Origin of the sequence: Gordonia aquimaris (assembly GCF_026262595.1) — a bacterium.
Lineage (GTDB): Bacteria > Actinomycetota > Actinomycetes > Mycobacteriales > Mycobacteriaceae > Gordonia > Gordonia tangerina.
Genome location: NZ_JAPKFM010000024.1, coordinates 12338 through 25725, shown reverse-complemented (window position 1 = coordinate 25725; position 13388 = coordinate 12338). Strand labels below are relative to the sequence as shown.

The window sequence follows — 13388 nt, the reverse complement described above, 5'->3', positions numbered from 1 at the left end:
TTGCCGGGAGGCCTGATACATGGTGCGCGACGACATTTTCGACCAGCGAGAACGATGGCTCGAGGAACTCCGAGAGTATGTACGTGAGGATGCCTCCGTGATCTGCGAGGCCGGCTACATGTCGCTGCCGGCGATCACTGATGAAATAGCCGAAGCGGCACTCGATCCCCAGCCTCATGACGGGCAGCAGAAGAACGACTGGATCTCGCGGGCGGGGGACCTCGATGACAGCCTGTCGTGGACAGGACCGGAACTCGCTGCTCTGGTCACCGCTGCCGTGAACGATCTCCATAGGTCAATAGCGAGCGAGCTACTGACGGGTCGATCGAAGCCGTCAGTCGACGACTCGAAACGGGCCGTTGTCACGAAGGAGGTAGCTACTCTCGGCGTCCTGCTCGACCGGGATGACGCACTAGTCGCGGCCTGGCGCGACTTGATCGCTGCGTGCAAGAACCCGGACCACACCACTTTTCCGGTTGAACGCGTGAAGTACCTCCGAGACACCGTCTTCGCGCTGTGTCACCGCCGAAAGCAGGACCGTGGCTCATTCGGTCAGCTTCGAACGGCCTTCGACGTCTTGCTTGGATCCGATCACATAGTTCGTCGCGCGCAACGCGACCTAGGCGTCGATGTCGAACCGACTGACCTCGAGATCGGAGCCGACTCGCCGCTGACTTCCGTCGAGCTTCAGTCGCTATCCGAGCGGTGCATTGTGGCGCCAACGTACACCGGTGATTACGTGGTCTGGTTCCGGATCGATCACGCATTCGTCAAGGGTGACCATTGCGTTAATCACGGAGCCGTGACGTTCTATCCGGCGATAAGCCTCGCTGGGGCTCTCACCAATCACGACTCGGCGCGTGATCTATATAGGGTCGTTCCCGAGGAGCTCTTGACCGAGCGGGTCCGTGAGGTTCAACTGTCGAAGGAGGACGGTCCAAACGAGCACAACGGCTTTGAGTACGAGCCAAGCCTCGTTTATGCACGCGTAGAGGTACCCCAGGTCGAGAAACACCTCGCGCGGTCGCGGGCGCGGACTCTGCTGGACGCCGTCCTGAAGGTGATCGGCACCAACGAGAACACCTGGGAAGTACTCGGCGGCGCATTGCTGTTCGGAGAAGGAGAACGGTTTCATTACCACTCACTCAGCTGGGGGCGGAAGCACGCTTTCGTAAGCCACAAACTCGACTACATGAACGACTACTTCACAGAGTCGCTGGAAGACTTCAACAGTCGGGGCGTACCCATAACGGCGGACGCGGCCGAGGCTTTACTCCCGGTCCTCCAACTGCAAGACGAGCTCCTCAACGCCCCCGAGGCAAACCCGGAATCGGTGGTGCGCGCCGCCGTCCGCGCAATCGAGCACTGCAACACATGGACCGAACGCCCGTCATTAAAGTGGACCGAGTTTGTGACCAAGTACCTGTTTGACATTTACACCGTTGAGAAGTTCGCCCACCGCACTGTCGCTGATGTCTTCCAAGGCGCGGTGGCGCACGTCCCGGACCACTCCCCCGGAGCAAGTCCAGTTCCAGAGCTGAGCGACATAGCTGAGGACATCCGCGATCACAAGTGGGATGGACCGATCATCCGGGCAAAGACGGTGGCACATACCGCGGCGCTGCGACGGATATACAAGGATCACTGGCTGGCTCGAAGCCTGGCCGAACTTGACGACATACTCGCCACGCCCGCAGGTTTGGCGGCGGCATTCACGGAGGAAACACAGCGGGTCGAAACGTGCACCGCCCGCCTGCGTCGTGCCCGGAATGCGGCGATACACGGCGGACCTGTCTCGCTCGCAGCCTGCGAGACGATAGCAGTGTTCGCCCGACGGATCGCGGGCATGGCGCTCAGCAACGTAATCGAAGCGGTAATCGACGGGGTGAACGTCGAGGCCCACACTCTCGCACGCCGTACCCGGTATCGGACACGCGTAGAGAACCTCACTCAGTTGGGTGACTTGGAAAACCTCTTTGATCTCCCTGCCTCTGCGCTCTGATCATGATCGCCGATCTCGGCGAAGCGATCGGCCAGCAACGCTTCACCCACCAGTGGCCTGGTCAGGCCCAGGCCACCGCTCTACCTCCACACCCGGCCCGGTGGCACGGCACTGCTCATTGGTGGACTTCGCTCCCTTGAGAATATGCAGTGATCGAATATGCAGAGTTACCAGTAGTGGTTTACACTCTGGCGAAAGAATGGCTTGACACTGCTGCCAGTGACAGCGAAGGTGGGACTGTGACACCCCACATGGGACACTCCCTCGCCGGCATCGTCGATGACTACAAGCGTCGCTCTGGACTGTCGGATGCGGCGATCGCCACCAAGATCGGCATGAGTCGGATGAACCTGAACCTGTGGCGCAGACAGATTCGCGCACTGCCGACCCACGACAACCTGGTCGCGGTTGCCCAAGTGACCGGCACGTCGTACCGGGTCGTGTTGGATGCCGCGCTGGCCGACTGCGGATACCTGGCCACTCCCCCGTCGGGGGACGAGGTGTCCCTGGACGGGATCGTGGCGGTGTCGCGCATCCTCAGCGGCCTGTTGGGGCGCGCCTTGACACCGTCTGAAGCATCACAGCTGAAGACCGCGTGGCGGGCCGGCAGCCCGCGCACGCTGGACTCCATCGCCGAGGCCCTCGACCCCCAGGAAGGTACCAGCCGATGAGCACTCTCGACGCGCCACTCAACGATCTCTACGACCAACTCGAATCACTGCAACGCACGGTCCTCGGCCTCGAGCGCGACTATCGCGCGCTGGCCGAGCGCGACGACCTTGCCGTCGACGATCTCGGTGACGAGATGACGCCCGGAGAGTGCATCGCCCGCATCAGCGAGTCGCTCGCGGCGGTACGCCGCAGCATCAGCGATGCCCAAACGAGGCATTCGGAGGCGAAGGAAGCCGCGGCACGCCTTTTCACCGTTCACCGCCTCTAGAGCCGCGACAGTCGGTCGGCGCACCGCTCGCCGATAGCTGAGCCGGGTGGTTGACGTAGGCCGTTGGGCCACGGTCATAGGGCAAAGTCGTTTCATGTTGTTATGTGAGTCGCCGGGACACAGGGCGTCGCTTCGACGACAGTGAAGTCTCATTCGTAGGCGCGCCACGCTGCGTCAGGAAGTCCGCGCGCACGCGTCCGGACTAAGGGGCCGGTCCGCGGCAGTGGCCAGCAGTCAGCAGCTCGCCTTGGGCGAGTCGTCGTCAGGTACCGCGATCACAGTGGTTGCCGTAAGTCCACGGCTGGTGATTGGTTCAAGAGTGCCGAGAGATGCTGTTATTCCTGCCTGCGTCTCGGCGGTGAGATGCGCTGCGCCCATAGTATTTTTTCGTGCTTGTTCATGGGTGATCGCCGGAAGCTTTTCGGTCGCTATGCGATAGCGGTTTGCATGCTCCACGCCGTCCGCGCGGTGCTTGAGCGTTTCAGCATTGCTCTTCTCTGCCGCATTGATGGCTTCGGCCAGTAGCGCCTGGTCGTTGGCTTGTTTGATTCTCTTGTAGGTTTGTCTTCCGTCCGACGTGAAGATCGTGTAGAGCAATCCCAAAATTTTACTGTCGTGTCGTTTCAGCAGATCACGGATCGTGAACCCACCGCCGACGCCGACAAGGCCACCGCCGGGCGCGGCCAATTGCCAGTTCTCGAGAAACCACACAATGAGGTCGCTGCCGTAATGTAGCCGCCTGGTAGTGATCTCGATGGAGCCCGGCGACTGCGTTGCGACGGCAAGTCCTGCGGAACCTGGACCCGCATTGGGAGGAGTGATGTCGACGCCCACCTTGACCACTAACCTGGCGAGCGCGGCAAATGCTTCCACAATCTGGGCTAGCTCGGATGGGTCGATACCGTCGGGTAGTGGAATCCGAAGTTCGGTCAGTCCCACAAACACCCGCGGCGGAAAGACTTGCTCGTCCGCTCGTCGAGGCGCCTCCGCCTTGCCCCAGGACACGATTGGCTCAGGCAAAGCACCTCGGTCAATCCTGCCGGAGGGTCGCAGCGGAAACGCGTCTATCTGAACGATAATCTCGGGAACAAGGTATTCCGGGAGTATCTGACGCAGTGCCGAGAGCATATACCCGACATCGTCACCTGAGGGGTTGGCCGGGACTATATAGCCGCAAATTCGGTTGTCGCGAACCACTGCGACCGCCTGCGGGGACCCAGCCACTGTCCGGAGTGCGGCTTCGATCTCGTCGAGCTCGAAACCAAAGTCCGAGGCTGTCACTGTTGATCGCTGCGATTCTGATAGGTCGGTGTCGGACAGGTCCGCGCCGGCCAGGTCCGCACGGGTCAAGTCCGCACGGGTCAAGTCCGCGCCGGTGAGGTACGACTGGGTCAGGTTTGCGCCACGCAAGTCCGCGCCGGTCAAATCCACGCCAGTCATGTTTGCGTTGCTCAACTCCGCGCCCGCAAGGTTCGCGCCAGCAAGTCTCGCGCCGTAAAGATTCGCACCGGACAGGTATGCGCCGGTCAAGTCCGCCTCGGCCAGGAACGCGCGGGTCAAGACTGCCTCGGCCAGGAACGCAGCGGACAGGATCGCACCGGACAGGATCGCACCGGACAGGTTCGCGCGGGTCAGGTCCGCCTCGGCCAGGATCGCGACGGACAGGTACGCACCGGACAGGTCCGCGCCAGGAAGTCTCGCGGCGGTCAGGTTCGCGCCGGTCAAGTTCGCACCGGACAGGTCCGCGTCGGTCAGGTACGCACCGGACAGGTCCGCGTCGGTCAGGTACGCACCGGACAGGTCCGCGTCGGTCAGGTACGCACCGGACAGGTCCGCGGCGGCCAGGTCCGCGCCGGACAGGTCCGCACGGGTCAAGTCCACGACCTCCACCTGCCGACCAGGTCCGCGCCGCCACTCGTTCCAGGCGGCGATGTCGCCGCCGGTGAGTAATTGCGCCGGTATGTTCAAGTCAGCCACACCCAGAATCGAACCACACGCTGTGGCGTTCGCAGGGTTTTCTCCGGGTCGCGGCGAATGCAGATGAGCACGGTGTCGGCGACCCAATCCTGGGCGACGCACTGTCTCGCGGGGATGTTTCTCGCCTATCAAAGAACTGGCGGATCATCCCCGCCGAGGTCATCAAAGCGTTGTTGACCGAGGAATCCGCCGGCCGCGCCCGCTCGATGCTGGCCTCGCGCCGCAAAGCCGCGAACTTCCCCACCGGCAAAACCTTTGACGTGTGGGATGAGTCGGCGTCGTCGATCCCGATCCCCACCCAACACGCCCTGCAAACCCTCGAATGGGTCGGTCGGCGGGAGAATCTCGTCGTGTGTGGGCCCGCCGGCACCGGTAAAACGTTCTTCCTCGAAGCGCTCGGGCAGAAAGTCATCGAAGCCGGCATGCCGGTGGCCTGGTTCAGTCTCGAACACCTCGGCATGCTCGTGCGGGCCCATCGTGCCGATGACACCCTGGGCAAGGCGATCGCCAAGATCGTGCGCGCCGAACTCATCATTATCGACGACGTGGGCCTGCTGCCGGTGGGTGCCGACGCGGCCGAAGGGCTTTACCGGATCGTGGAAGCCGCCTACGAACGTAGATCGGTGGCTGTGTCGTCGAACCTGCACCCCTCAGGTTTCGACGAGCTGATGCCCAAGACGCTGGCGCCGGCGACCGTGGACCGGCTGCTGCATCACGCCCACCTCTGCCAAACCAGCGGCGACTCCATGCGCCTGGCCCAAGCCCCTGGCCGGGAAGGGGGTCACCACCCTGACCTAACCAACCCCGGTGGCGGACCAGTGGGCAGAATCGTGTCCGCCACCGGGCACCCCCTCGTGACCGCCCACGGGCAGTTTTCGTGACCGTCAGTGGGCAGTTCCCGGTGTCCCTTGACATCTGTCGGCGGACATGAAAACTGCCCATGGGCGGTCACGAAAGTGCCCGCTGACGGCCAATAAGGACTGCCCGCCCGCGGTCAGGAAAGTGCCCGTTGGCGGACACGATTTTGCCCACGCCGAACGCCGCCGGCTACTCCATCGCTTCGATCTTGACCGTGAGCCCCACCGCCGCGGTTACCTTGGCCAGGGTCGCCACCGAAACATCGTCGCCGCGTTCGATGCGCGCAATGGTCGGCCGTGACACCCCGGCTTCCGCTCCCAGCTGAGTCTGCGACCACCCACGTTCACGGCGGGCGTCCCGGACGGCGTCACCGACGGATGCGAGGCTCACGGCTGGACCGGCCATCGCTACTCCGAGGGCTCCACGGGGCGGAACTTCCAGCCTTTGGCCTCAGCGTGAGCGAGCATTGCCTTCGCGACGAACAGACAGGCACCTCTGTCACCAGCGGGCACGTCGTTGAAGTCGATGTGCCCGTGGTCATCTGGGCGATCGGCGTTCATCGAGTCGTCCCACACGGTGAGGGGTGTTCGACTGCCCTCGGAGGACTTGATCTCCACGGACTCGACCTCATCGACCGTCACGGCCAAGACGCCGACCGGAGGCACATACGCCTTTCCCTTCTCGTCACAGCGCTTCCTGATATAGGACGCTCGGTCGGCGTAGGCCTGACCGGGAGTCGTTGCGTCACCGCGCACGATGGACAAACGGTTGGAGTCCTGCTTGTCCGCACTACTGAGGTTGAACGCCTGGGGCGCGACAACCCCCTTGTCGTCGCACCAGGCACTGATGATGGGGCGCAAAAGCTCGATCTCGCCAACGGCAATCCGCTCTCGTGTTGCGTCTTCACTCATGGTCGGCGTCCTCCTCGACCAGCCATGCTGCGAGTCGATCAGTGAGGTCAGCGTCCGTCGGCACCGCTTCGTCTCGGAACGTCCCCGCCGCCACGTCAGCGGTGTGGATGTAGAGGGCACCAGAGGGCTCGACGTCGATCGTCAGCTGATTCTCGGCGCGCGGCCAATAGAAGCGGACACCGCCTTCTTCGGTTGGGAAAACCGATCTCGTGACGTTGCCAAGGTCCTCCATTACGTCGATCACGTGGGCACCTCGACTGATCACCTCTGCCGCAATAGCTTCCCCGGCGTCGCCATCGACCCAACCCTCCTCAAGAGAAGCCAACGCGCCAAGAGCCATGCGCGCAGTTCGCGCATCTTCGGCCTGGTCGGGGTCAGTCAGAACGTCGACAGGTCTGCGGTACTGCGTGTGGATGGTGTCCGCCGCGATGTCAGTGATCGCCTGCAGGAACGCTGGATCCGTCATGTACGACTGAATCTCCTGCGCTTCACTGACCGTCTTCAACACAGCGAGACCGACAGCACCGCTGAATCCCTCAGACGCCTTGAGCTGCGCGACGGTGTTGTTCTTCGCCATCGCCACGGCCTCCTCGTTTGCGTCGAGGAAACCCCAGAACGTCGTGATGAACCCGGACACGCTCTCCGGGCTCACATCGACCCCCTTGGCCTGGAACATCTCGTTCACCTTGTCGATGGCCTCGTCGAGCGGCCCCCGCTGCGGTGTTCCATCGCCGCCCTTGTGCTCTCCCTCGAAGGTGGGCAGCTTGATGCTTTCACTGCTGCCCTCGCTCAGCGAGTGGTCCTCGCCGATCGCGGCCGGTACGAGTTTCACGCCCGAGAGCTGCACTCCCTCCAAGTAGCTGTCGTCGTAATCCTCGCCATCGGAGTGAAGGTTGCGCGCAAGCAAGGTCGTGAGGATCGCGCGACGAGCCAAATCCAGATCTTGGTAGTCGACGATCTGGCTGAGGAACTGCCAGGCGTTGCGGTAGCTGATCACGTCGGCGCGGAACTGCTCGAGTTCCTCCCGCTTCGCCTTGTCCTTGCTGAGCACCGCCTGCCGCATCTGACCGCTCCAGCGGTTCTTGATCGGAGCGAGGGCCTTGGCGATCGCCTCGCCGCCGGACTCGGAGCGGTACGCGTCGACGACGGCGTTCATCTCGTCATACGAGTACATGTCTGCGGTGTCGAGGCGGTCGCCGAGGGTGTAGAGGGCGTTGGGGTCAACGTCCCCTTCGACGTGGGCGTCGGAGTAGTAGAGCTTGAAGTCCTTCTGGATGCTCGCCGGTGAGTTCCGGAAGTCCACGACCATCGGGGCGGTCTTGCCCGGGTGAGTGCGGTTGAGCCGCGAGAGCGTCTGAACCGTGGCGACACCGGTGAGCTTCTTGTCGACGTACATCGCCATCAGACGCGGCTCGTCGAAGCCGGTCTGGAACTTGTTGGCGACGATCAGCACCCGGTACTGGCCCTCCTCACGGAAAGCGCGGCCGACGTCGCTGCGGTTGTTGAGCGAGACCTCGGTGACCGATTCGCCGGTGTCCTCGTCGGTGAGTGAACCGGAGAACGCGACCAGCGTCTCCATGTCCGTGTACCCCTGATCGGCGAGGTAGGCGTTCATCTTCTTTGACCAGTTGTACGCCTCGGGCCGCGAGCTGGTGACGACCATTGCCCTTGCCTCACCGCCGAGCATGTCCATCACGTTCCGCCGGAAGTGCTCGATGACGACACGGACCTTCTGCGCGATCGCGGTCGGGTGCAGCCGGGCGAACCGAACGATGTTAGTGACCGCCTCGCCTGTGTTGACGCGGATCTCTTGCTCGTCCTCCAGCGCGTTCTTCACCCGCAGGAACATGTCGTACGTGGAGTAGTTGGTGAGCACATCGAGGATGAAGCCCTCTTCGATCGCCTGCGCCATCGTGTACGTATCGAAGGCTTCCCAGCGGCCGTCGCGCTCGTTGCCGAACAGCCGCAGAGTCTTCGCCTTCGGGGTAGCGGTGAGCGCCACGAAGGTGATGTTGCTGGAGGCGGCGACCGCCGAGTCCTTCGCCAGCAATAGGTCATCGGCACTGATGTCCTCGTCGTCCGGGTCGAGGTCGACGTCGACCAGGAGTTCCTTCAGCTTCTTCGCTGCGGAACCTGACTGCGAGGAGTGCGCCTCATCGGCAATCACTGCCCAACGCCGGCCGCGCAGTTCCTCGGTATCCTCGATCAGCTTCATGACTTCGGGGAACGTCTGCAGGGTGCAGGTGATGATGTGGTCACCCTCGACGAGTGCCGCCTTCAGCTGCGGCGACTTTGCCCCGGACTTCTCCCCGACGCTGACGACCAAGCCCTTGCTGGACTGCACCAGGTGCATATCGTGGCGGATGTTCTCATCGAGCACGTTGCGGTCGGTGACGACAATGACCGAGTCGAACGTCGACTGCGTGTCCGCGCTCATGTGCCGGATCAGCCGGTGGCTCAACCACGCAATCGTCTTCGTCTTGCCGGAACCGGCCGAGTGCCAGACCAAGTAGCGCTTTCCAGTTCCATTCGCCTCGATGTCACCGACGACGCGTTCGACCGCGCGCAACTGGTGGAAGCGCGGGAAAACTAGCCGGCCGTCCCTCTTGCCGACCTTGCTCGGCTCGAACAGCGCGAAGTCCTTCAGGACGCGCATGAACGTTGGGCGGGCGAGGATCTCGCGCCACAGATAGTTCGTTGACGAACCAGTACCCGACGGAGGATTACCCTCGTGACCTTCGTTGCCCTGGTTAAAGGGCAAGAACACAGTGTCCTCGCCCTCCAGCTTGGTGGTCATGTAGACGAGGTCGTTCGACACCGCAAAGTGCACTAAGGCACGGCCGGGCGCGAGCAGCGGGCGGTTCTTCCCGGGCCGGCGATCCTCCTTGTACTGGCGGATCGCATGGTTGACCGTCTGCGTGTTGTCGGTCTTCAACTCCAGGGTCACGACCGGCAGGCCGTTCGCGAGGAGCACGACGTCGATGGTCTCGTTGGTCGCGGTATCGAAACGCACCTGCCGCAGGATGCGCAGGCGCACAGAGTCGGCAGCCTCCACCACCTCGGTGAGGTTGGGGTTCGCCGGCGGGAACTCCATCATCGGCCCGAACTTCGCGGCTGGGCGACCGACCTGAGCGTAGGCAAAACCTTTGCGCAGCACGCCGAGCAAACCACCGACGGGGTGGCCCGTAGTGGCGTCCATCTTCGTCTGCTTGGCGAGCTCTTTGGTGATGTGCTGCAGCAGTTTCCGCTCGGCTAAGGCTTTCTGCTCACCGACAAGGTCTGCGGGTACGGCTTTCTCGTACTCGTCCGGGTACTGCGTCGCGAGCCAGTGCAGTACGTCGGCGGGGACCATCGCCAGGCTGATGTCCCAACCCGTTGGCTTGCCCTCGTCCTCGTACAGCCATCCCCGCTCCGCGAGCTCCGTGCAGAGGTTGCGCTCGAACTCCGACTCCATCAGCTGCTCATCGCCCATCAGGCGACCTCTTTCCGACCGGTGACGACGTCGGTGATGAGCGCCGCGCGCCGCTCCAGGAGTAGAGCCTTGAGTTCAGCGACCTTCGTCAGCATGGCGTCGACGAGTGCGGTGGCTTCGTCCAGCTGATCCGCGATCTTGATCTGCTCGTCGAGGGGCGGAAGCGGGACCGGGGTCGCGTCTAGCACGGTCTTGGTCACCCGTTGTGCGTTCGGTCGGACGCCGGTTGCGATGGCGGCAAAGTAATCGATGTACCGAGAGCTTCGGAAGAGGTGGTGGACGTAGCGGGGCTCGAAGCGGTCCGAGATCCAGAACGCCTTGTAGTCGGGGCTGATGTAGCCGGTGAGCGACGATACGCCGATCCCGCCGTGGTTGAGCCACATCATGTTGGCTGCGAGCTGCCCGGGTCGCACGACGCGGTACTTCGACACATCCAGCGACGCCTGTTGGCCCTCAGTACGCGTGTTGAGCTCCACGCCCCGGTACTCGGAGATCGACAGGAGTGGGCCTGGCGGGTTGTCGTCGTTCCGCTCGGTGCTCTCAGTGAAGTCGTATCCGAACTTAGTGCGTTGCCAGTGATCCGGAATGCCAGACAAAGGCGAGCGGCTGGAAACTTGGTTGGAGTGATGACTTGCGGAAATGCCGCACACCAAGGCTGTACGAACAAGGGATTCGCGGTGCCGCAACGTACTGGCCAAATCATCGAGCCGGCCGATGATCTCTTCGATCTCAGTTGTTTCCCTGTCTAGGTACTTGCCGATGCGGGCCTGATCATCGCGCGACACATCCAGCACTTTGTACTCGTGTACAAAGCGCGGAGTTATCCGCCGGAGGTTGCCCACGCCTTGTAGCGAATGAGCACCCTCGTCCAGGAACGGCTGGCTCTGAAACGTGTACTGCAGGAATCTAGGGTCCGTGTCCTCGTTTGCCCTGACGACGTGAACCTCAGTGGAGGCGAGACCAACGACCGATGGGGTCTCAGCGATGATCGTGCGTCCGGCCTCGAACGTCGGCGTGATCTTCGGCACGAGGATATCGCCGCGTCGGAACTGCGCGTAGCTCAGCTTCGGCGACCACGGCAAGGTACGACCGTAATCGCAGCTGGCACCCGGCCATATCGCCTCCAGCGGCATAAAGGTGACATCGGTCCCCTCAACCAAAGACTTGAACTCGGGGGTCGCAGGACCGACTACTGCGAACTTCCAGACCGGAGCAAAGGCGGTCACTTCGTGACCACAATTCGGAACAAGTCACCTAGCTCGGTCATGATCTTTTCAACGTCGGAGTCGATCTCCGAGAGGGGGCGCGGCTCCTCAGGCACGTAGAAGATTCGGGCGAACGGGATGTCCGTGCCGTGTTTCGCCTTCGTCTCGTCCCACTGAGCTCCAGGCGCATACGGCAGCACTTCGCGCTCCATGTGCTCGTCCAGATCCTCACTCAGAGGCACGCGCTCCGTGATCTTCCACCCGGGGACGATCACGGGTTTGCCCTTACGATCGACTGCCAGGGGTGCGGAGTCATCCTCCACAGCCATCGCCTTCATGACGGCATCGACCAAACCGACTGGGGACTTCAATCCAGCCGATCTCGCGGCCTCCGGAAACGCCTTCGGGAGGTCGTTCCACGGGGTGCCGTCGAGGGAGCGCAGGATCGCGGCGTGACCCTCGGTGAAGTCGCGTCGGCTTCGCAGTGGCTCAACGAGTTCGTCGTTGAAGCGCGTGGCGAAACGCGCCTGCTTGTACACGGGAACGTCGCGGAACATGAAGTCCTCGGGAATCATGACGCGAGAGATCGCAGGGTCGGCCTGATCGAACGCCTTGTACGCCTCCATCAGCGTCTTCCGACGGTTCTTCCCCATCTCGCGGCGCTTGTCGCCCATGGGCTTCCGCAGAGAGTCCCACTGGCCGGAGCCGTCGATCAGCTGGATCTTGCCCTTGCGCTCAGGGGCCTTATTCGTGTCGAGGATCCAGACGTACGTCGCGATACCGGTGCCGTAGAACATGTTCGTCGGCAGTGCGACGATTGCGTCGATCAGGTCTTTCTCGAGGAGCCATTGGCGGATCGAGTTCGGCCCGTTGTCGCTGTTGAACAACGGCGATTGGTTCGAGACGACGGCTGCTCGACCGCCTTGACCATTCTTCGCTGCCGGGCTGAGCTTGGAGGCGCAATGCGCGAGGAACAGCATCTGACCGTCACTGGTACTCGGCAGCCCGTGGCTGAATCGCGAACCATGAACTTTTGCCTGTTCCTTGACCGCCTTCTCGTCCGCCTCCCAATCGTTGCCGAACGGAGGATTGGAGAGCACGTAGTCGAAGGTCTGATCCGCGTACAGATCTTCGATGAGGGTGTTGCCCTGCTTGATTGCGTCTGGCCGGCCGCCCTGGATCAGCAGGTCGGCCTTGCCGAGTGCGAACGCCGACGGCATGAGTTCTTGCCCGTAGAGCGTGGCGTCGATATTTCCGTTCATCCGCTTGAGCGCGTCCTGCGCGACGAGCAGCATGCCGCCGGAGCCGGCCGTGGGGTCGTAGATTGAGCGCAAGGCGCTCTCGCCCGCGAGGCCATCGTCATCGTTGGTGATCAAGATGTCCACCATGAGCTTGATCGCATCGCGTGGGGTGTAGAAGTTACCTGCGGCCTTGCCCTTCTTGTTGAACGCCCGGTACATCACGTCCTCGAAGACGTCGCCCATGGCGGTATTCTCGAGTTGGCCTGGTGACAGGTCGAGCTTCGAGAAGTGCTTCACCACAGAGTGGAGACGGTTGGCGTCGGCGAGAACTTTCGCGCGGCGGTTGAACTCGAAAGAGGTCCAGATGTCGGCGATGTTGTTCGAGAAACCGTCGATGTAGCTCTGCAAGGAGTTAGCCACGTTGTCGTCGACCGAAGCGATCGTCGCGAGGTCGAGCGGTGAGATGTTGTAGAAGCTCAGCCCAAACTTGTCCTTCACCGCGATGTCGATCAGATGGGGCGGCATCCCTGCGAGGGAGGCAACGAACGCAGTCACCTCCCGTTTGGTGTCCGCGAGCATGCACTCCAGCCGGCGGAGCACCGTAAACGGGAGGATGTAGTCGCCGTAGTCCTCCTCGTCGACTATGTGTCGGAGGTACTTGTCGGCCGTGTCCCACACGATCCGTGCGGTCGTACTGTTCGCTGCGTCAGCCAATGTGTTGCCCTCAATCGGTCCCGGTCACCCGCCAGAATGTATCGGAAACGTTACATCGGCGTAGGGAC

At 62.5% G+C, this 13388-nt stretch carries 9 protein-coding genes and 1 pseudogene; 4 read left to right on the top strand and 6 right to left on the bottom strand.

Going from position 1 to position 13388, the window contains the following annotated elements:
* Window positions 1-19: 19 nt before the first annotated feature.
* From OSB52_RS19180 to OSB52_RS19170, 3 genes are all read left to right on the top strand, one after another.
* Entirely contained in the window at window positions 20-2002 is a 1983-nt protein-coding gene (locus OSB52_RS19180; RefSeq protein WP_266063119.1) for a hypothetical protein, read from the top strand.
* A gap of 239 nt (window positions 2003-2241) precedes the next feature.
* Window positions 2242-2673, top strand: coding sequence for a hypothetical protein (locus tag OSB52_RS19175; protein WP_266063118.1), 432 nt, complete (start codon window positions 2242-2244; stop codon window positions 2671-2673).
* Complete coding sequence (locus tag OSB52_RS19170; RefSeq protein WP_266063117.1) at window positions 2670-2942, top strand: hypothetical protein; 273 nt, start codon at window positions 2670-2672, stop codon at window positions 2940-2942. The genes OSB52_RS19175 and OSB52_RS19170 overlap by 4 nt, the downstream gene beginning before the upstream one ends.
* 234 nt (window positions 2943-3176) lie before the next feature.
* On the opposite strand, the gene OSB52_RS19165 is transcribed toward OSB52_RS19170, so the two are convergent.
* Entirely contained in the window at window positions 3177-4919 is a 1743-nt protein-coding gene (locus OSB52_RS19165; RefSeq protein WP_266063116.1) for a pentapeptide repeat-containing protein, read from the bottom strand.
* A gap of 140 nt (window positions 4920-5059) precedes the next feature.
* Here OSB52_RS19165 and OSB52_RS19160 point away from each other — a divergent pair.
* Window positions 5060-5717: pseudogene (locus OSB52_RS19160) on the top strand (ATP-binding protein); the annotation flags it as partial.
* 249 nt (window positions 5718-5966) lie between these two features.
* Here the strand turns inward: OSB52_RS19160 and OSB52_RS19155 are convergent.
* The 5 genes from OSB52_RS19155 to OSB52_RS19135 are packed head-to-tail and all read right to left on the bottom strand — an operon-like array spanning window position 5967 to window position 13320.
* Window positions 5967-6182: a helix-turn-helix transcriptional regulator gene (locus OSB52_RS19155; protein WP_266063115.1), complete on the bottom strand. Its 216-nt coding sequence runs from the start codon at window positions 6180-6182 to the stop codon at window positions 5967-5969.
* A gap of 2 nt (window positions 6183-6184) precedes the next feature.
* On the bottom strand, window positions 6185-6688 hold the full coding sequence (locus OSB52_RS19150; protein WP_266063114.1) for an endo-1,4-beta-xylanase: 504 nt from the start codon (window positions 6686-6688) through the stop codon (window positions 6185-6187).
* Window positions 6681-10160, bottom strand: a complete 3480-nt coding sequence (locus OSB52_RS19145; RefSeq protein ID WP_266063113.1) for a type I restriction endonuclease subunit R — start codon at window positions 10158-10160, stop codon at window positions 6681-6683. Before OSB52_RS19145 ends, OSB52_RS19150 begins: the two co-directional genes overlap by 8 nt.
* Window positions 10160-11386: a restriction endonuclease subunit S gene (locus OSB52_RS19140; protein ID WP_266063112.1), complete on the bottom strand. Its 1227-nt coding sequence runs from the start codon at window positions 11384-11386 to the stop codon at window positions 10160-10162. The genes OSB52_RS19145 and OSB52_RS19140 overlap by 1 nt, the downstream gene beginning before the upstream one ends.
* Window positions 11383-13320, bottom strand: a complete 1938-nt coding sequence (locus tag OSB52_RS19135; RefSeq protein ID WP_266063111.1) for a type I restriction-modification system subunit M — start codon at window positions 13318-13320, stop codon at window positions 11383-11385. The genes OSB52_RS19140 and OSB52_RS19135 overlap by 4 nt, the downstream gene beginning before the upstream one ends.
* Window positions 13321-13388 lie beyond the last annotated feature (68 nt).

What these genes read in the sequence shown, in the direction of transcription:
- OSB52_RS19155 (WP_266063115.1), bottom strand. Translation starts at nt 6,182, where the DNA reads ATGGCCGGTCCAGCCGTGAGCCTCGCATCCGTCGGTGACGCCGTCCGG.
- OSB52_RS19150 (WP_266063114.1), bottom strand. Translation starts at nt 6,688, where the DNA reads ATGAGTGAAGACGCAACACGAGAGCGGATTGCCGTTGGCGAGATCGAG.
- OSB52_RS19170 (WP_266063117.1), top strand. Translation starts at nt 2,670, where the DNA reads ATGAGCACTCTCGACGCGCCACTCAACGATCTCTACGACCAACTCGAA.
- OSB52_RS19145 (WP_266063113.1), bottom strand. Translation starts at nt 10,160, where the DNA reads ATGGGCGATGAGCAGCTGATGGAGTCGGAGTTCGAGCGCAACCTCTGC.
- OSB52_RS19180 (WP_266063119.1), top strand. Translation starts at nt 20, where the DNA reads ATGGTGCGCGACGACATTTTCGACCAGCGAGAACGATGGCTCGAGGAA.